Here is an 18,111-nt window from a genome sequence, read left to right as displayed (position 1 = left end):
GAAGTGTTTCCGCGATTTCCTGGGCTCATGCCGACCAAGACACGGGGCGCGGTACTGCTCACGATGTGCGCGGGGATGTTCCTGGTGCAGCTCGACGTGACCGTGGTCAACGTCGCCCTGCCGACCATCGGGGCCCGGCTGCACGCGGGTTTGCCCACGCAGCAATGGATTGTGGACGGTTACGCAGTTGTGCTGGCCTCGCTGCTGCTGGCGGGCGGGGCCATCGGCGACGTGCTCGGGCACCGGCGGATCGTGCTCAGCGGGTTCGCGGTGTTCGGGCTGGCGTCGGCCGGCTGCGCGCTCGCGCCGAGCGGGGCCGTGCTCGTCGCGTTCCGCGTGGTGCAGGGGCTCGGTGCCGCCTTGCTGCTGCCGGGCACCCTCGCGGTGATCACCGCCGTCTATCCCGAGCGGCGGGAACAGGCGCGGGCGCTGGGAATCTGGGCCGGGGTTTCGGCACTGGCGCTCGCGGCCGGGCCGCTGCTGGGCGGTCTGCTCATCACCGCCGCGGGCTGGCGAGTGCTGTTCTGGATCAACATCCCGCTCACCGCGCTCGCACTCGTGGCGTGCTTGAAGATCGTGCCCGCGGGCGGTGCGCGGGCGGCGCGGCGGATCGACTTCGCGGGCGCCGGCACCGCCGCGATCGCTTTGGCGGCACTGGTTTTCGCGGTGATCCAAGGGGTGCTGCCCGCCGTCGCGGTCGCCGTGGTGGCGGGGATCGCTTTCGTCCTCGTCGAACGCCGGGGCGCCGACCCGATGCTCCCGCCGGAACTGTTGCGGTCGCGGCAGTTCGCGGGCGCGAACCTCGTGGCGGGCGCGATGAACCTCGTCGGGCTGGGCACGATCCTGGTGCTCACGCTGTACCTGCAGGAGGTGCTCGGCTATTCGCCGCTGGCCGCCGCGTGGCGGCTGCTGCCGGGCTTCGTGCCGCTGTCGCTGATGGCACCCCTGACCGGCAGGCTCGCCGGGCGCCACGGGCCGCGGCCGCTGATGATCGCCGGACTGGCGCTGGGCGCGGTGGCGCTGGTCAACCTGCTGCGGGTCGGCCCGGACACGGGTTACCTCACGATGCTGCCCACCTGGTCCGGCCTCGGGCTAGGCATGGGCCTGCTGACCGCGGCGGTGGTCGCCGCCGCGGTGGGCGGGGTGCCCGGCGATCGCGGCGGGATCGCCAGCGGGGTCAACAACACCGCGCGGCAGGCGTTCGGGGCGATCGGCGTGGCGGCTTTCGGGGCCATCGTGGGGGAACCGGGCGACCACGCGGCGTTCGTGTCCGGCCTGCACACCGTGGGGGTGCTCGGGGCCGCGCTGTGGATCATGGCCATCGGGATAACCGCCGGCACGGTGCGCTGACTGCGCTGTTCATGACCAATCCGATCACAGCCACGGCGGAAACGGATCGCTGCGAGCGGATCGGCTGCGGCCCGTATCCGCCTACTTCCGATCGGGTTGGTAACCTGAGGTCAGCAAGGTGTCGATCCGGCCATCACCGGGGAGCCTCCGGAAGAACGGGCGCGAGCCCCAGTAGAACCGGACGGGTGTGGCCCGTGACAGCCGCCGAACGAGCGGCCCGCGAGCAGCACGGCGCGGGCAAGCGGGGTGGTACCGCGGAGCGCGCGCAGCGCGTCTCGTCCCCGTGTGGATTATGGGATCCGTACGAGGCACGAAACCGCGAGGAGCGCACCGAGATGTACCCCAAGGCCGAGCTGGGCGGGCAACCCCAGGGCCAGGTTCCCTCCCAGCCGTCTTTTCCCGAGCTGGAAAAGCAGGTGCTGGCCTACTGGGAGTCCGACCGCACTTTCCGCGCGAGCGTCGAGGCGCGCGAGGCCGGGGTGAACGGATCGAACGAGTACGTCTTCTACGACGGCCCGCCCTTCGCCAACGGCCTGCCGCACTACGGGCACCTGCTCACCGGGTACGTCAAGGACATCGTGCCCCGCTACCAGACCATGCGCGGCAAGCGGGTGGAGCGCCGCTTCGGCTGGGACACCCACGGCCTGCCCGCGGAGCTGGAGGCCGAGCGCCAGCTCGGCATCACCGACAAGTCGCAGATCGACGAGATGGGCATCGCCGAGTTCAACCGGGCCTGCCGCGAGTCGGTGCTGCGCTATACCGGCGAATGGCGGGAGTACGTCACCCGCCAGGCCCGCTGGGTGGATTTCGAGCACGACTACAAGACGCTCGACATCACCTTCATGGAGTCGGTGCTGTGGGCGTTCAAACAGCTGTGGGACAAGGGCCTGGTCTACGAGGGCTACCGAGTGTTGCCCTACTGCTGGCGTGACGAGACCCCGCTGTCCAACCACGAGCTGCGGATGGACGACGACACCTACGCCAGCCGGCAGGACCCGGCGGTCACGGTCGGCTTCCGCTTGCAGGGCAACGAAAACGACCTCGACGGCGCGTATGTGCTGATCTGGACCACCACGCCGTGGACGCTGCCGTCCAACCAGGCCACCGCGGTGCACCCGGACATCGACTACGTGGTCGTCGAGTCGGGCGGAAAGCGCTTCCTGCTCGCCGAGGCCAGGGTGCCGGCCTACGCGAAGGAGCTCGGCGAGGAGCCCACGGTCGTCGCGCGGTACAAGGGGGTCGCGCTCAAGGGGCTCAAGTACGCGCCGCCGTTCCCGTACTTCGTCGGCGCCGAGAACTCGCACCGGATGCTGCTCGCCGATTTCGTCACCACCGACAACGGCACCGGCGTGGTGCACATGTCCCCGGCCTACGGCGAGGACGACAAGGCGGTCGCGGACGAGGCCGGGATCACCCCGGTCACCCCGGTCGACGCCAAGGGCCGCTTCGACGCCACGGTGCCGGACTACCAGGGCCAGCAGGTGTTCGACGCGAACCCGAACATCATCCGCGACCTCAAGAACGGCACCGGTTCCGCCGCCGGGCAGGGCGCGGTGCTGCTGCGCCACGAGACCTACGAGCACTCGTACCCGCACTGCTGGCGCTGCCGGAACCCGCTGATCTACCGCGCGGTGTCCTCGTGGTTCGTCAAGGTCACCGAGTTCCGGGACCGGATGGTCGAGCTGAACCAGCAGATCACCTGGTACCCCGAGCATGTCAAGGACGGCCAGTTCGGCAAGTGGCTGGAGGGCGCGCGCGACTGGTCGGTCTCGCGCAACCGGTACTGGGGCACGCCGATCCCGGTGTGGCGCTCGGACAATCCGGAGTATCCGCGCATCGACGTCTACGGCTCGCTCGACGAGCTGGAGCGTGACTTCGGGGTCCGGCCGGACGATCTGCACCGGCCGTTCATCGACGAGCTGACCCGGCCCAACCCGGACGACCCGACCGGGCGGTCCACCATGCGCCGCATCCCCGAGGTGTTCGACGTGTGGTTCGACTCGGGCTCGATGCCCTACGCCCAGGTGCACTATCCGTTCGAGAACGCGGAATGGTTCGAGCATCACTACCCGAGCGATTTCATCGTCGAGTACATCGGGCAGACCCGCGGCTGGTTCTACCTGCTGCACGTGCTGGCGACGGCGCTGTTCGACAGGCCGGCGTTCACCACGTGCGTCTCGCACGGCATCGTGCTGGGCTCGGACGGGCAGAAGATGTCCAAGTCCCTGCGCAACTACCCGGACGTCAACGAGGTGTTCGACCGGGACGGCTCCGACGCGATGCGCTGGTACCTGATGGCCAGCCCGATCCTGCGCGGGGGCAACCTGGTCGTCACCGACAAGGGCATCCGCGACGCGGTGCGCCAGGCCGTGCTGCCGCTGTGGAACAGCTACTACTTCCTCGCGCTGTACTCCAACGCCGAGGGCGTGGAAGGCCGCTGGCGCACCGATTCCCGGCACGTGCTGGACCGCTACATCCTGGCCAAGACGAACGAGCTGGTCACCGACGTGGCGTCCACTTTGGACGTCTGTGACATCGCGGGCGCGTGCATCAGTGCCCGTGAGTTCCTCGAGGTGCTCACGAACTGGTACGTGCGGCGTTCGCGGGACAGGTTCTGGGCCGGGGACCGGGACGCGATCGACACCCTGCACACGGTGCTGGAGGTCGCCTCGCGGACGCTGGCGCCGCTGCTGCCGCTGACCACCGAGGTGGTGTGGCGCGGGCTGACCGGTGAGCGTTCGGTGCACCTGACCGACTGGCCGCTGGTGGACGAGCTGCCGGCGGACCCGTCGCTGGTGCACGCGATGGACCGGGTGCGCCAGGTGTGCTCGTCGGCGTTGTCCTTGCGCAAGGCCAACAAACTGCGCGTGCGGCTGCCGCTGGCGCGGCTGCTGGTCGCGGCCGAGGACGCGGAGACCCTGCGCCCGTACACCGAGCTGATCGCCGACGAGGTCAACGTCAAGGCGGTCGAGCTGACCACGGACGTGGCCGCGCACGGCGGGTTCGAGGTCGTGGTGAACGCGCGGGCGGCCGGGCCCCGGCTGGGCAAGGACGTGCAGCGGGTGATCAAGGCGGTGAAGGCGGGGGAGTGGTCCACCTCGCCGGAGGGCGCGATCGTCGCGGCCGGCATCGAGCTCTTGGACAGCGAGTTCGACCGGCGGCTGGTGGCCAGGGATTCCGGTGCGGCGGCGGAGCTGCCGGGCGGGTCCGGGCTGGTGCTGCTGGACACCGAGGTGACGGCGGAGCTGGCTGCCGAGGGCCTGGCGCGCGACCTGATCCGCGTGGTGCAGCAGGCGCGCCGGGACGCGGGGCTGGACGTGGCCGACCGGGTGGAGCTGACCGTGGACGCGCCGGCCGAAGTGGTCGAGGCGGCGAAGGAGCACGAGAAGTTCATCGCCGGGGAAACCCTTGCGCTGTCGGTGTCCTACGGCACCGTGGACGGTGGCTCCAGTGGCGCGGTCGGTGACGGGGTCAAGGTGAGTGTGGCGGTGCGGAAGGCGGATTGAGCGGCGTCTCCGTAACGGACGAAACGCCGTGATCGATTTACCGGCCAGGACCGGAACCGGGGAGTTGGTCGTGTCGCCTTCGGCGAAGAAGTGGGTGCTCGGCGGGGCCGCGGTGGCGGTCGTTGCGATCGTGGCGGCGGCGTTTCTGGTGCTGCGTGGCGGTTCCGCCGCTCAGACGCAGGCGGCGACGGCCAACCCGAGTGACGTCGTGGCCGGTTACGTGCAGGCGTGGTCGCGGGGTGACACGACGACGGCGGGTTCGCTCACGGACGACCCGGCGGCCGCCACCGCCGCGCTGAACGCCGCGCGCACCGGGCTGGCGCCGACGGATTTCGGTGCCACGGTGCTGCAGGTGTCCGGGCAGAGCGCGTCGGCGCGGGTGGCCTGGACCTTGGGCGCCGGTCGCGTCTGGACTTATGACACGGCGCTGGGGCTGGTGCGCTCCGGGGACGGCTGGGTCGTGCACTTCACCCCGGCCGTGATCCATCCGGACCTCAAGATCGGGGAACGGCTTGCCGCACATGTGGTTTCCGGCGGGAACGCGGTGGTCGACCGCGACGGCAAGCCACTCCTGACGTGGCAGCCGTCGGGGGCGAAAGCCGTTGACCCGGCGGTGGCGCCGCTGTTGCTGCCCGCGATGGCGCGGGTGGCGGGGGATGCGGCTAAGGGCTGGTCGGTGGTCATCGTGGATGCCGCCGGTGCCGAGCGGAAACTGTTCGGCGAGGGCGAAGTCCAGGCCAAGTCGCTGACCACCAGCCTCAGCAGCGCCACGCAATCCGCGGCACAGAAGGCCGTCGACGGCGCTTCGGTGCCCGCGATGCTGGTGGCGATCCAGCCCTCCACCGGCGACCTCCTTGCGGTGGCACAGAATTCCGCGGCCGGCTCGCAACCCGGCGCGCTGAGTGGCCTGTACGCACCGGGCTCGACGTTCAAGATCGCGACGGCGACGGCGGTGCTGCAAGCGGGCGTGGCCGATGCGAACTCGCTGCGGCCGTGTCCGGCCTCGGTCCAGCTCGGCCAGCGCACGATCCCCAACGACGACGGTTTCTCCCTCGGTTCGCTGCCGCTGCATTCGGCTTTCGCGCATTCCTGCAACACCACGTTCGCGCAGCTGGCTTCGTCGCTGCCCGAGGACGCGCTGGCGAAGGCGGCGAGCGAGTACGGCCTCAACGCCGACTTCACGATCCCCGGCATCACCACCGAAGCGGGCAAGGTGGTCGCCGCGACGAGCCCGGCCGAGCAGGTGGAGTCGGCGATCGGCCAGGGCACCGTGCAGGCGAGCCCGTTCGGCCTGGCGCTGATGTCCGCCACGGTGGCCGCCGGGAACGCGATCACGCCGAAGCTGTGGCACGGCCTGGACACCAAGGTCAGCACGGGTTACCAGGCGCCGTCGAGCAGTGTGCTCACTGCGCTGCGGGCGATGATGCGCGAGGTCGTGACGAGCGGGACCGCGACCGGGCTGGCCAAGAGCGGTCAGGTGTACGGCAAAACCGGCACCGCCCAGTTCGGCGACGGCAGCCAGGCCAACGGCTGGTTCACCGGCTATCGCGGGGATGTGGCCTTCGCGGTGCTGTTGCTCGGATCGCAGTCCTCGACCCCAGCCGTGACGACCTCGGCCACCTTCCTGAACGCCCTCGGCTAGCCACTAGCCACCCCGCCGGTCCGCGGCGCCCGTTGAACGCTCCGCGATCGGGGCGGAGGTGGGGTGCGCCCAGCGCCACGATCCCGGACCCCGGCCCAAGCCACCACGGCCCCGCCGAACTCCACCACCGCGCCGATCCCCAGCGCCACACCCAGCCCGGCGTGCGCCAGCACCACTCCCAGCACCGCCACGCCCAGCGCCGAGCCGAACATCCTGGCCAGGTTCGCCACTCCGGCGGCCAGCCCGGCCCGGTCCGGCTCGACCGCGCTGACCGCCACGTTCACCACCGGACCGGTGTTCAGCGACAGCCCCGCGCCCAGCACACCGAAGATCACCTCCAGCCATGGCGTCGGCACGTCGGCACCGCCCAGCGCGTACGCCGCCAGGCCCGCGCCCATCAACGCCATCCCGGCGGTCATGGCCGGGCGGGGGCCGAAGCAGGTGACCAGGCGCCCGGTCAGCGGCGAGCCGATGACCACCATCAGCGGCATCGGCAGCAGTTCGAGCCCGGCGCGCAGCGCGTCCGCGTGCTGCTGCAGCTCCAGGCTGGCCAGCAACAGGAATCCGTACATCCCGAAGGTCATGCAGGACGCGACCACCGCCGCCACCGGCAGTTGCCCGCGCCGCAACAGGCCGAGCGGCAGCATCGCGTCGTCGCGGCGCTCGGTCAACACGAACGCCACACCCGCGACGACCGCGATCAGCGCCGGGGCCAGTCCGGTCTGGACGACGGCGTAGGTGAGCGTCCCCAGGAAAACGATGCCGAGCAGCTGCCCGCGCAGGTCGATCCCGCGCGGCCGTTGATCGGCGGACTCCGGCACGGCCACGGTCAGCGCGAGCGCGGCGAGGCCGATGGGCACGTTGAGCCAGAAAATCCACTCCCAGCCTGCTTCCCGCACCAGGAAACCACCGAGGACGGGGCCGCTCGCCAGCGCGATCCCGGTGACCGTGGACCACGCCGCCATCGCGCGGTTGCGCTCGCGCCGCTCCGGGAACGCGACGGCCATCAGCGCCAGGCTCTGCGGGATCGCCAGCGCGCCGCCCACGCCCTGCACCGACCGCGCGCCGATGAGCATGCTCGTGCCGGGCGCGAGGGCGCAGAGCACCGAACCGGCGACGAAGATCGCGATCCCGCAGCGGAACAGGCGCCGGCGTCCGAACCGGTCGCCGAGGGTGCCGCCGGTGAGCAGCAGCGCGGCGAACGCGACGTTGTACGCGTCGATCACCCATTGCAGGTCCGGCAGCCCGCCGTGCAGGTCGGCGCCGATGGCGGGCAGCGCGAGGTTGACCGCTGTCGTGTCGGTCTGCGCGAGGAACAGGCCGAGACACAGGGACAGGAGCGTCAGGTCTTTGCGCATGCGCTCGAAGCTAGGGCCGGAACATGTCGGCGGTGGCCGAACTGTGCCAGGGTTACCGTGGTCGGCATGGAAACCGTCGCGCTCGCCGAGGTGGCCGCCGTGCTCGCGGACTCGAGCCGCGCGACCATGTGCCTCGCCCTGCTGGACGGGCGGGCCTGGACGGTCGGTGAGCTGGCCAGGGCCGCCGGGGTCGGCCCGTCCACCGCGAGCGAGCACGTGGCGCGCCTGCGGGATTCCGGCTTCGTCGCCGGGGTTCGCCAGGGCCGGCACTCCTACGTCCGGCTCACTGATCCGCGCGTCGCGGAGCTGATCGAGCACCTGGTGCAGCACGCCGAGCGTCGCCCCGTCCGCGGCTTGCGTGCTTCGCTGCGCGCAGAGCGGCTCGCGTTCGCGCGCACCTGTTACGACCACCTGGCGGGCACGCTCGGCGTCGCGCTCCGGGAAGGGATGCTCAGCAGCGGGATCATCGCGGTGGACGACGGGCTGGCGCTGACCCCGCACGGCCGCGAGGTACTGACCGGGCTGGGCGTGGACATCCCGGCCCGCGGGCGGCGGCCGCTGCTGCGGGACTGCCTCGACTGGACCGAACGCCGTGATCACCTGGGCGGCGCGCTGCCCGCGGCCCTGCTGACGCACGCCGTGGACAAGGGCTGGCTCCGCCGCGAGCCCCATCGCGCGATCCGGCTCGCCGACGCGTCGCCGTTCACCGCGCTGGGTGTCCACCTCACTGAGGCGGCGTGATGCGCTTTTCCGTGCGGGTGAAGCCGAACGCCAAACACGACGCTGTCGGCGGGGACTACGCGGGCGCGCTGATCGTCGCGGTCAGGGCGCCCGCCGTGGAAGGCCGCGCGAACGAGGCCGTGCGGAAGGTGCTTGCCGCGGAACTGGGTGTGCGGGCCCGTGATGTGCTTGTGGTGCAAGGAGAACGTGGCCGGGACAAGATCATCGAACTCGCCGTGGTGCCGGACACCGCCGGGGAGCGGATACAGGCGCTCCGCCGGCAGTGACCCGGGATCTGCCGGACCGCAAGGAAAACTCATCGAACTCGCCGCGGTGCGCGGCGCTGGCGGGGAACGGACACGGGCGCCCCGGCAGCGATGAGCCGGCGCGGCCATTCGAACTTCAACCCTTCGCCAGGCTGCAGGTGCGCGAACGCATCGGCCAGCCGGGTGAGCGTGCTGTACACCCGGCGCAGTTCGCATTCGCCATACGGGAACGGTTCTTCGGAAATCACGCCCCAGGCTTCGCGCGCCGCGCGCAGTGGCACGTTCCGCTGGTACTCCACGGCGTCGTGCATCACGCCGGCGAGTGATTCGGCGATCGCCAGCCCTTCCCGGTTGGCGCGCAAGATGGCTTCACTGCGCGTTTTCGCGTCGTGCTTGAGCCGCCCGGCGACCACCCGGGCGGAGGAAAACAGCACGCCGCCGGCGAGACAGCCGAACACGCCGGAGCCGAGCCCGAGTTCGCGTTCGGTCACGGCGTGTGCCAGATCGTGCGGGATCCGCCACTTCCGGTCGTAGGACAGCATTTCCAGCACCACCGAATCCTCGCGGTGCGCGATCGTGCGGCTGCCGCCACCGGGCCGCTGATGGAAAACGACACGCATCGCACCAGCATCGCCCGGTGTCGGGCCGTGGTCCACGGGTTTTCTATGCTGAAGGCGGGCGAAACGGACGGGGGAGGCGCGGTGGCGGAACTTCCGGTCGTGCTGGGGGTCGGCGCGGCCGTGCTGCTCGCCGCCGTGCTCGCGGTCCGGTTGTCCACCCGCGTCGGGCTGCCCTCGCTGCTGCTGTACCTGGCGATCGGCGTGCTGCTCGGCGAAGCCGGGCTCGGTATCCGGTTCTCCGACGCCTCGCTGACGCAGTCCCTCGGCCTCGCCGCGCTGGTGATGATCCTCGCCGAGGGTGGTCTCACCACCCGCTGGAGCGCCGTGAAACCGGCGCTGACGCAGGGAATCCTACTGTCCACTGTGGCCGTCGCGCTGAGCGTCGGGATCACCGGCGCCGCCCTGCACCTCGTGCTGGGCCTGGACTGGCGGCTGGCGCTGTTGTGGGGCGCGGTGCTCGCGTCCACCGACTCGGCCGCGGTGTTCTCGGTGCTGCGGACGGTCGGGTTGCGAAAACGCCTCGCCGGCACGCTGGAACTCGAGTCCGGCATCAACGACGCGCCGGTGTACATCGCGGTGGTGGTGCTGGCCGAGGGCTCCCGGGTGGACTGGACGCTGCCGTTCCTCGTGGGTTACGAGCTCGTCGCCGGGCTGATTTTCGGCCTGGTGCTGGGCGCCGCCGGCGCGTGGGCGCTGCGCCGCGCCGCGTTGCCCGCGACGGGTCTGTATCCGCTGGCGACGGTCGCGGTGTGCTTCGTGGCGTACTCCTCGGGCCAGCTCGCGCACGCGTCGGGGTTGCTCGCCACGTACGTCGCGGCGCTGGTGCTGGGCAATTCAAGGCTGCCGCACCGGTCGGACACGCTCTCGTTCGCCGAAGGCATGGGGTGGCTGGCGCAGATCGGGTTGTTCGTCCTGCTCGGCCTGTTCGCGTCGCCGGAACGACTCCTGGAGGCCGTGGTGCCCGGGCTGGTCGCGGGCGCGGTGGTGCTCCTGCTCGCCCGCCCGCTGTCGGTTCTGCTGACGCTGCTGCCGTTCCGGGTGCCCTGGCGAGAACAGGCCTTCCTGTCGTGGGCGGGTTTGCGCGGGGCCGTCCCGATCGTGCTCGCGATGATCCCGCTCGCGCACGGGGTGCCCGGCGCCGAACGGCTGGTGGACGCGGTTTTCGTGCTCGTCATCGTGCTCACCCTGTTGCAGGGCACCACGCTGGCGCCGGTGGCGAAATGGCTCAAGCTCTCGGCCGACGCCGAGGCGAAGGAGATCGAGGTCGACTCCGCGGCGCTGGACGAACTGAACGCGGCGCTGCTGCAAATACGGATCCAGGAGGGTTCCCGGCTGCACGGGGTGTACCTGCGGGAGCTACGGCTGCCGACGGGCGCTTCGCTGAGCCTGATCGTGCGCGACGGCGAGAGTTTCACGCCGCACGGCAGCAGCCGGCTCCGGCGCGGGGACCAGTTGCTCGTGGTGGCCACGGAGTCCTCCCGCGACGCGGCCGAACGCCGGCTGCGCGCGGTGGACAGGGCGGGCCCGCTCGCCAGGTGGCGCGGCGAATCCGGGCGGTGAGCCGGATCTCAGTGGATCGGGCGCGGATCTTCCGCTAGAGTGCTCGGCAGGTCATGAGTGCCAGCGTCAAGCCCCGGCTTGCTGGCCGGCAACCCTCCAACCGCGGTGGGGTGCCCCGGGTGAGGACCTGGTCCGTCGCGAGGTGCGGCGGGCAAGCGCGGGCCTCCCCGAGGTCCCATGGCCGCCGAGGAGGCGTCGTGACCGTCACCGTGCACCCGCTCGCAGTTCAGTCCGTCGAATGTGTTGTGCCACAAGGGATTCCGGCCACGCTGGGCACCAGGGTGCCGCTGGTGTCCGGGCCGGACGTGGAGTACGCGAACCTCGACCACGCCGCCAGCGCCCCGTGCCTGCGGCCGGTCCGGGACGCGGTGGAGGAGTTCCTGCCGTGGTACGCGAGCGTGCACCGCGGCGCGGGGCTGGCGTCGCAAGTGTCCACAAAGGTCTATGAGCGCACCCGCGATGTGGTGCGCCGCTTCGTGGACGCCCGCGCCGGGGACACCGTGGTCTTCACGCGCAACACCACGGACGCGCTGAACCTGCTGGCCCGCAGCCTGCCCCGGCACACCTCGGTGGTGCTGTTCGACACCGAGCACCACGCGGCGCTGCTGCCGTGGCGCGGGCCGAACGTGTACCGCGTGCGGACCCCGCGCACCCGGCTCGACGCGGTGTCCGCTGTGGACAGTGCGCTGGCCGCCCTCCCGGAGGGGCCCCGGCTGGTGGTGCTGACCGGGGCGTCCAACGTGACCGGCGAACTGCTGCCGGTCGCCGAAATCGCCGCGGTGGCAAGGAAACACGGCGCGCGGATCGCGCTGGACGCGGCCCAGCTCGCCCCGCACCGGCCGATTTCGGTGCGAGAGCTGGATGTCGACTACGTCGTGCTGTCCGGGCACAAGCTCTACGCGCCCTTCGGGGCCGGAGCGCTCATCGGGCGCGCCGACTGGCTGCGCGCCGCGCCGCCGTACCTCGCGGGTGGCGGCGCGACCAAGCTGGTCACCGAGGAGAACGTGGTGTGGAACGCCGGGCCGGAGCGGCACGAGGCCGGTTCGCCCAACACTGTCGGCGTGTACGCGCTGGGTGTGGCCTGCGATCAGCTCGCCGAGCACTGGGGCGCGGTCGTGGAGCACGAGACGGAGCTGCTGGCGCGGCTGCGCAAGGGCCTGGCGGCGGTGCCCGGGCTGGAGCAGCTGCGGCTGTTCGACGACGCCGGTGATCAGGTGGGCACGCTCAGTTTCACCCTTGACGGTTTCGAACCGGGCTGGGTGGCCGCCGTGCTGTCGGCCGAATACGGGATCGGCGTGCGTGACGGCGCGTTCTGCGCGCACATCGCGACGAAGCGCCTCACGGGCGGACGGCAGGCGGTGCGGGTGAGCCTGGGCCTGGGCAGTACCACCGAGCACATCGACCGGCTCGTGCTGGCGCTGCGCCAGATCGTGGCCCGAGGCGCGCGCTGGACGTACGACCAGCGGGACGGGCGCTGGGCGCCGAGCCCGGACCCGCGGGAGCTGCCTTCGTTCTTGCGCGGCTGACTACGCTCGGGCGGATGACTGGGGATCGCCGGACTGTCTGGTTTCCGCTCGCCGTGCTGGGGTTCGTCCTGTTCGGTCTGGGGATGCTGTTCGTCAAGGACGAGACCGGCTGGTTCCGCTATGCTCCGCTGTCCGCCGGTGGCGTTCCGTTGCCGCAACAGAACTTGGTGGGTTTCGGCGATAGCCGGGCGGTGGCGGTCCAGTACGGCGGCCCGGGCGCGCTGTCGTCGAATCTCGAGTCCGCATGGCTGATCGCGGTCGCCGTTGCGTTCGTGACGACCGTGATCTTCTACGCCGTGCGCGCCCGCCGGACGGGACGGGCGATCGGCTGGCCGAAGCTGGCCGGGATCGTGCTCGCCGGGGCGGCGCTCCTGCTGCTCGGCAGCGTGCTGGCGGGTTCCGGCACCACCTCGGACAGGCGGGCCATCGCCACCGCGGTCGGCTGGCCGCTCGCCGTGCTCGGGCTGTGCGCCGGGGCGTGGGGGTATTTCGACAACGCGCGTGGCCGCAAAGCCGCGCTGGTGCTCGCCGCGGTCTGCCTGCCGGTGGCGCCGCTGATCCTGGTCTCGGCCGCGGGTGCCGCGGTGGTGTTCGCCGCGACGGCGGGACTGGGGCTGGCCGTGCTGGCCTGGCTGTCACGCAGCGTTCTGCTGGCCGTCGTCGTGGTGCTTTTCCTCGGCGGGGCCCTCGTTTTCGACGGGGGCGTGCGAGGTGCGCTGGTACCCGCGGCGGTGCTGCTGGCGGGGGCCATCGCGGTGCTGGTGAGCGGCAGGCGGCCCACCGCGACGTCCACCTGAGCCTGGCGTGGACAATGGGCCTGGTGAGCACCGAACAGGGATCGCAGCCCGAGACCACCCCGGACGAGCCGCCCGCGCCGCGGCCGAAGCGGCGGGTGTTGCTGCTGGCCGTGGTCGCCGTGCTGGCCTACGCGCTGGACCTGGCCACCAAAGCCATCATCGTGTCCACTTTGGAGGGTCACGAGCCGGTCCGGATCCTCGGCGGGCTGGTGTACCTGCAGCTGCTGCGCAACCCGGGCGCCGCGTTCTCGATGGCCACCGGGATGACGTGGGTGCTCGCGCTGGTCGCGATCGGCGTGGTCGTCACGCTGATCTGGTTCGCCAAGCGGCTGCGCTCGGCCGGCTGGGCGATCGGGCTCGGCCTGGTGCTGGCCGGCGCGCTGGGCAACCTGACCGACCGGATCTTCCGCGCGCCCGGCCCGCTGCTCGGGCATGTCGTGGACTGGATCTCGGTGTTCGAGCCGGACGGGCAGGCGTGGCCGGTGTTCAACGTCGCCGACTCCTGCATCTGCGTCGGCGCGGTGCTGATCGTGCTGCTGTCCCTGCTCGGCCGTGACTACGACGGCACCCGCCGGACGGCGAAGAAATGAGCGCCAGGATGCTGCCCGTGCCGGACGGGCTCGACGGGATGCGCGTGGACGCCGGGCTGGCGAAGCTGCTCGGGCTGTCCCGCACCGTGGTCGCCGAGCTGGCCGAATCCGGCGAGGTGCTGCTGGACGGCAGGCCCGCGGGCAAGTCCGACCGGCTCACCGCCGGCGGGCTGCTGGAAGTGACGCTGCCGGACCCGGACCGGCCGGTCGAGGTGATCGCCGAGCCCGTCGAGGGCATGAAGATCGTCTACGACGATGACGACATCGTGGTGGTGTCCAAGCCGGTCGGGGTGGCCGTGCACCCGAGCCCCGGCTGGACCGGGCCGACCGTGGTCGCCGGGCTGGCCGCCGCGGGGCTGCGGATCTCCACGTCGGGCGCCGCCGAGCGCCAGGGCGTGGTGCACCGGCTCGACGCCGGCACCACGGGCGTGATGGTGGTGGCCAAGAGCGAGCACGCGTACACCGTGCTCAAGCGGGCGTTCAAGGAACGCACCGTGGACAAGGGTTACCACGCCGTCGTGCAAGGCCATCCGGACCCGACCCGCGGCACCATCGACGCCCCGATCGACCGGCATCCGCGCCACGACTACAAGTTCGCGGTGGTCGCGGGCGGGCGGCCCAGCGTGACGCACTACGAGGTGGCCGAGGCGTTCCGGGCCGCGTCGCTGTTGCACGTGAAGCTGGAGACCGGCCGCACCCACCAGATCCGGGTGCACTTCTCGGCGGTCAAGCACCCGTGCGTCGGTGACCTGACCTATGGCGCGGATCCGGTGCTGGCGCGGCATCTCGGCCTGACCCGGCAGTGGCTGCACGCCCGCACCCTCGGCTTCGCGCACCCCGCCGACGGCCGCTGGGTGGAGTTCGAGGCGGAGTACCCGGACGATCTCGCGCGTGCGCTGGAGATCCTCCGGGAGGAGAGTTGAGCCTCGCGCAGCAGAACCTCCAGGCTTATGACGAGCAGCTCCGTGGGGACGGCGAGACGCCCAGCGCGCTGTCGGTGACCCGGCTCGGTCCGCTCCGGCTGGTGACGCTGCCCGGCGGCCGGGGTTTCGCGACCTACCGCGACCGCGGGGACGCCGACGCGGGCACGACCGCGGGCTGGGTGGAGCAGGCGCCGGCGCACGATCGCGGCGAACAGTCGATCGGCAAGGTGAAGTGGAAGTCCAGCGGCCACGATCATGCGCCCGGTCTGCACGAAGCCTTGGTGCGCGACGGTTTCGAGCGCGGCGAAGCCGAGTCGGTCATGATCGGCGAGGCCGGTCCGCCGGCGGCCGAAGTGTCGTTGCCCGACGGGGTCGGGCTACGGCAGGTCACCGCCGAAGCCGGTGGCCGGGTGGTTCGCCGGCGTGTGGGGTGGCGCGACGCGGCCCGAGTGGCACCGGTGACCGCGCCCGCCGGCGTGGCCCGCGACAAGCCCGGCCTGCGCGCCGGACTGTCCGAAATGGACGGGATGGAGCGTCCTCGGCGATGACGAAGACCAGCCCAGACGAGCTCGATGAGGCGGCCGCCATCTTCACGAGCGTGCGGCCGCGCCTGTTCGGGATCGCGTACCGGATGCTCAGCAGTGCCACCGAGGCCGAGGATCTGGTGCAGGAGGTCTGGCTGCGGTGGCAGGCGTGCGACCGTTCCGTGGTGGCCGGCCCGGCGGCGTTCCTCGCGACGACGACCACCCGGTTGGCGATCAACGCGCTCAAGTCGGCGCACAAGCGGCGCGAAACCTACGTCGGGCCGTGGCTGCCCGAGCCGGTCGACACGAGCGCGGACCCGTACCTCGGCGCCGAACGCGGGGAGGCGCTGGAGTTCGCGGCCCTGCTGTTGATGGAGAAGCTCACCCCGAACGAGCGCGCCGCTTATGTGCTGCGCGAGGCTTTCGACTACTCGTACGCGGAGATCGCGGACATCCTGGCGTCGACCGAGCCCGCGGTGCGCCAGCTGGTCAGCCGCGCGCGCAAGCACGTGACGAGCGAGCGGCGCACGCCGGTCACCGCCGACGCGCAGCGGGAGCTGCTGACGGCGTTCATGGCGGCCGCCCGCTCGGGCGACATGGCGGCGCTGGAGAAGCTGTTCACCCCGGACGTGACAAGCCTGTCCGACGGCAACGGCAGGGTGCGCGTCTCGCGGCAGCCGGTCGTCGGTGCGGAGCGCGTGGCGAAGTTCCTGCACGCGATCTCCGGCTGGTTCTGGGCGGGCGTCGAGGTCGGATGGACGACCACCAACGGCCGGACTTCCGCCGTGCTGCGGCAGAACGGCGAGGTGTACGGCCTGATCACGGTCAGCGCCACCGCCGAGGGCATCGACCAGCTGCTGTGGCTGGTGAACCCGGAGAAGAACGCGGCGGTGGCGCTGCCGGATTGACGTCGTGCGTGGGCGCGGTTCGCTCAGCGCGCGAGCCACTCCCGGTACGTGGTTTTCGCGATGACGGCGCCGTCCTTGGCGATGAGCGTGTCGCCAGTGGCGGCGGCGAACATGCCTGCGGTGTCGTCGGTGACGACCTCGCGTCCGTCGCCGTGGGCGGCGAGGGTGATCCGGCCCAGCTCGTCGAACGGGAAGACCTCGGGCCCGGCGATGTCGCGGGTGCCCTGCAACGGCGTGCCCACGCTGGCGTCCGCGACGGCCTGTGCGACGTCGTCCGCGGCGATCGGCTGAATGCGCGTCGCGGGCAGGCGCACGGTCTTGTCGTCGGCCGTCCAGGACATCGCCGATTCGATGAACTCGAAGAACTGCGTCGCGCGGACGATCGTGTAAGGCACCGGGCCCGCCTTGAGGATGTTCTCCTGCAACACCTTGGCCCGGTAGTAGACCAGATCCGGCACCAGTTCGGCGCCGACGATCGAGAGGATGACCGCGCGCCCGGCCCCGGCCGCGCCCGCTGCCGAGAGCAGGTTGTCCATGGTCGTCCGGAAGAACGCGGGTGAGGCCTCGTCGAAGGTCGGCGAGTTCGTCAGGTTGACGACCACCTCGGCGCCCGCGAGCGCCTCGGCCAGGCCCTGCCCGCTGAGCAGGTCCAGCCCGGTGGATATCGAATGCGGCACCGCTTCGTGGCCGGCCGCGTTCAGGATCGCGACCACGCGCGATCCGATGAGCCCGGTCCCGCCGATGACAGCGATCTTCATGGAAAACCTCCTCGGTGAACGGCATGCGCCAGCTAAGACAGCACAGCCACCCGAGTTGTGACCGCGGGATTCCGGGCGCGGATCCGCCCCGGCGGATCAGTCTTCGAGCGTCCAGGTCAGGGAACGCTCGTCGGGCTCCGGCCGGGGGCTCCACCGGATCGACACCACGCGCGTCTGCTCGCCGACCACGTACACGGTGTGCCCGCCCGCGGTCTCGCCCGGCTGCACGCCGATCTTGTGCGGCGGCCGCGAGGACAGCGAGACCGGTGCCTTGGTGATCGCCTTGCCCTCCGCCGTAAGAAGTTCCAGAAAATTGTCCGGCAGCGAGACGAACGGGATCGTGCCGCGGTTGGTGACCTCGGTGTGCACGACGACCGCGCGCTCGCCCTCTTCGAGCCGGTAACCCGCGGCGTTGAACAGGAAGTCGGCCGGGTCCTGCACCTCCAACAGCTGGATGGCCAGCTGCTCACCTTCCAGGCCCTGCGCGGAAAGCGTCTCGCCGACGCGGCCAGGGCGCTGCGGGGCCGCGGCCGGGCGCTGATCGCCACGCGCCCACGACGCCGTCTGCGGCGGGCCCCACGTGCTGATCACCGGGTCGACCGGCGAAGGTGGGCGCGGCGGGGGAGCCTGCCGCACGGGCGGCGCAGAGCGGCCGGAGGGCACGCCTTGCACCGGGTGCGCGCCGCTCTGCGGTTGCACCGGGTAGCGGCCCGACGGCACGTTCTGCACCTGATAGGCGCCGGACGGGATGTTCTGCTGCGGCGGCAGTGGCTGCGGTGGCGGGGGCGCGGCCGGGCGGTGCCAGGCGCCGGCGAGCGCGGCCCGCAGGCCGTTCGGGTCGCTCTCCACACCGACGAGCAGCGGCAGCCCGCTGCCCGACAACGCGACCAGCCGGTAGGCCACCTCGCGCGGGTCCATCCCGACCTTGGCGGCCAGTTCGTGCACGGCGACCTTGCCCAGCTCGGCGAGCGCCGCCAGCAGGCGGGCATCGACGGGATCGGTCACGGCCACAACCTCAAACGCTACCGTCTCGCGTTAACCGCCCGCGCTCTAGGCTGGCGCC

16 protein-coding genes and 1 riboswitch are annotated in these 18,111 nt (G+C 71.5%); of the genes, 12 read left to right on the top strand and 4 right to left on the bottom strand.

The annotated features are described in order from the left end of the window. Positions 1–27: 27 nt before the first annotated feature. From VHD82_RS14015 to VHD82_RS14005, 3 genes are all read left to right on the top strand, one after another. Entirely contained in the window at positions 28–1,350 is a 1,323-nt protein-coding gene (locus VHD82_RS14015; RefSeq protein ID WP_325702399.1) for an MFS transporter, read from the top strand. 335 nt (positions 1,351–1,685) lie between these two features. After that, positions 1,686–4,856 carry an isoleucine--tRNA ligase gene (ileS, locus tag VHD82_RS14010; RefSeq protein WP_325702624.1) on the top strand — a complete coding sequence of 1,057 codons (3,171 nt, stop codon included), beginning with the start codon at positions 1,686–1,688 and terminating at the stop codon, positions 4,854–4,856. A 70-nt stretch (positions 4,857–4,926) separates the two neighbouring features. Beyond that, a complete protein-coding gene (locus VHD82_RS14005) occupies positions 4,927–6,498 on the top strand; it encodes a penicillin-binding transpeptidase domain-containing protein (RefSeq protein ID WP_325702396.1) in 1,572 nt (523 codons plus the stop codon). On the opposite strand, the gene VHD82_RS14000 is transcribed toward VHD82_RS14005, so the two are convergent. Beyond that, a complete protein-coding gene (locus VHD82_RS14000; RefSeq protein ID WP_325702393.1) occupies positions 6,495–7,856 on the bottom strand; it encodes an MFS transporter in 1,362 nt (453 codons plus the stop codon). The two genes, VHD82_RS14005 and VHD82_RS14000, sit on opposite strands and share 4 nt — an antisense overlap. Before the next feature lie 66 nt (positions 7,857–7,922). On the opposite strand from VHD82_RS14000, the gene VHD82_RS13995 reads away from it, so the two are divergent. After that, positions 7,923–8,597, top strand: a complete 675-nt coding sequence (locus VHD82_RS13995; RefSeq protein ID WP_325702390.1) for a helix-turn-helix domain-containing protein — start codon at positions 7,923–7,925, stop codon at positions 8,595–8,597. Beyond that, entirely contained in the window at positions 8,597–8,863 is a 267-nt protein-coding gene (locus VHD82_RS13990) for a DUF167 domain-containing protein (RefSeq protein WP_325702387.1), read from the top strand. Before VHD82_RS13995 ends, VHD82_RS13990 begins: the two co-directional genes overlap by 1 nt. Positions 8,864–8,892: 29 nt before the next feature. On the opposite strand, the gene VHD82_RS13985 is transcribed toward VHD82_RS13990, so the two are convergent. After that, positions 8,893–9,462: a hypothetical protein gene (locus VHD82_RS13985; RefSeq protein ID WP_325702384.1), complete on the bottom strand. Its 570-nt coding sequence runs from the start codon at positions 9,460–9,462 to the stop codon at positions 8,893–8,895. Between the two features lie 81 nt (positions 9,463–9,543). On the opposite strand from VHD82_RS13985, the gene VHD82_RS13980 reads away from it, so the two are divergent. The 7 genes from VHD82_RS13980 to sigJ all read left to right on the top strand — a co-directional run bounded on the left by VHD82_RS13980 (position 9,544) and on the right by sigJ (position 16,290). After that, entirely contained in the window at positions 9,544–11,022 is a 1,479-nt protein-coding gene (locus VHD82_RS13980; RefSeq protein ID WP_325702381.1) for a potassium/proton antiporter, read from the top strand. A 49-nt stretch (positions 11,023–11,071) separates the two neighbouring features. Then, positions 11,072–11,186, top strand: a riboswitch (SAM riboswitch). Between the two features lie 81 nt (positions 11,187–11,267). Next, entirely contained in the window at positions 11,268–12,548 is a 1,281-nt protein-coding gene (locus tag VHD82_RS13975) for an aminotransferase class V-fold PLP-dependent enzyme (protein ID WP_325702621.1), read from the top strand. Between the two features lie 14 nt (positions 12,549–12,562). Further along, complete coding sequence (locus tag VHD82_RS13970) at positions 12,563–13,345, top strand: hypothetical protein (protein ID WP_325702378.1); 783 nt, start codon at positions 12,563–12,565, stop codon at positions 13,343–13,345. A 23-nt stretch (positions 13,346–13,368) separates the two neighbouring features. Beyond that, complete coding sequence (gene lspA / locus VHD82_RS13965) at positions 13,369–13,935, top strand: signal peptidase II (protein ID WP_414637505.1); 567 nt, start codon at positions 13,369–13,371, stop codon at positions 13,933–13,935. Then, entirely contained in the window at positions 13,932–14,858 is a 927-nt protein-coding gene (locus tag VHD82_RS13960; protein WP_325702372.1) for an RluA family pseudouridine synthase, read from the top strand. Before lspA ends, VHD82_RS13960 begins: the two co-directional genes overlap by 4 nt. After that, the gene (locus VHD82_RS13955; protein WP_325702369.1) at positions 14,855–15,406 is read left to right on the top strand and encodes a hypothetical protein; all 552 of its coding nucleotides are present in this window, start codon (positions 14,855–14,857) and stop codon (positions 15,404–15,406) included. Before VHD82_RS13960 ends, VHD82_RS13955 begins: the two co-directional genes overlap by 4 nt. Then, entirely contained in the window at positions 15,403–16,290 is an 888-nt protein-coding gene (sigJ, locus tag VHD82_RS13950; RefSeq protein WP_325702366.1) for an RNA polymerase sigma factor SigJ, read from the top strand. Before VHD82_RS13955 ends, sigJ begins: the two co-directional genes overlap by 4 nt. Before the next feature lie 23 nt (positions 16,291–16,313). Here the strand turns inward: sigJ and VHD82_RS13945 are convergent, their stop codons facing one another. Further along, positions 16,314–17,048 (bottom strand): SDR family oxidoreductase, encoded by a 735-nt coding sequence (locus tag VHD82_RS13945; RefSeq protein ID WP_325702363.1) that lies wholly within the window; start codon positions 17,046–17,048, stop codon positions 16,314–16,316. Between the two features lie 96 nt (positions 17,049–17,144). Beyond that, positions 17,145–18,059 (bottom strand): AsnC family protein, encoded by a 915-nt coding sequence (locus tag VHD82_RS13940; RefSeq protein WP_325702360.1) that lies wholly within the window; start codon positions 18,057–18,059, stop codon positions 17,145–17,147. Positions 18,060–18,111: the final 52 nt, after the last annotated feature.

The organism is Amycolatopsis sp., from assembly GCF_035546795.1.
Taxonomy (GTDB): Bacteria; Actinomycetota; Actinomycetes; order Mycobacteriales; family Pseudonocardiaceae; genus Amycolatopsis_E.
Note: the sequence above shows the minus strand (reverse complement) of the source record. Positions and strands in the feature narration are given on the sequence as shown.

Bases quoted from the DNA above. Each gene is read 5' to 3' on its own strand.
- VHD82_RS14015 (WP_325702399.1), top strand. From the start codon at position 28: ATGCCGACCAAGACACGGGGCGCGGTACTGCTCACGATGTGCGCGGGG.
- ileS (WP_325702624.1), top strand. From the start codon at position 1,686: ATGTACCCCAAGGCCGAGCTGGGCGGGCAACCCCAGGGCCAGGTTCCC.
- VHD82_RS14000 (WP_325702393.1), bottom strand. From the start codon at position 7,856: ATGCGCAAAGACCTGACGCTCCTGTCCCTGTGTCTCGGCCTGTTCCTC.
- VHD82_RS13995 (WP_325702390.1), top strand. From the start codon at position 7,923: ATGGAAACCGTCGCGCTCGCCGAGGTGGCCGCCGTGCTCGCGGACTCG.
- VHD82_RS13970 (WP_325702378.1), top strand. From the start codon at position 12,563: ATGACTGGGGATCGCCGGACTGTCTGGTTTCCGCTCGCCGTGCTGGGG.
- VHD82_RS13960 (WP_325702372.1), top strand. From the start codon at position 13,932: ATGAGCGCCAGGATGCTGCCCGTGCCGGACGGGCTCGACGGGATGCGC.
- VHD82_RS13945 (WP_325702363.1), bottom strand. From the start codon at position 17,048: ATGAAGATCGCTGTCATCGGCGGGACCGGGCTCATCGGATCGCGCGTG.
- VHD82_RS13990 (WP_325702387.1), top strand. From the start codon at position 8,597: ATGCGCTTTTCCGTGCGGGTGAAGCCGAACGCCAAACACGACGCTGTC.
- sigJ (WP_325702366.1), top strand. From the start codon at position 15,403: ATGACGAAGACCAGCCCAGACGAGCTCGATGAGGCGGCCGCCATCTTC.
- VHD82_RS13985 (WP_325702384.1), bottom strand. From the start codon at position 9,462: ATGCGTGTCGTTTTCCATCAGCGGCCCGGTGGCGGCAGCCGCACGATC.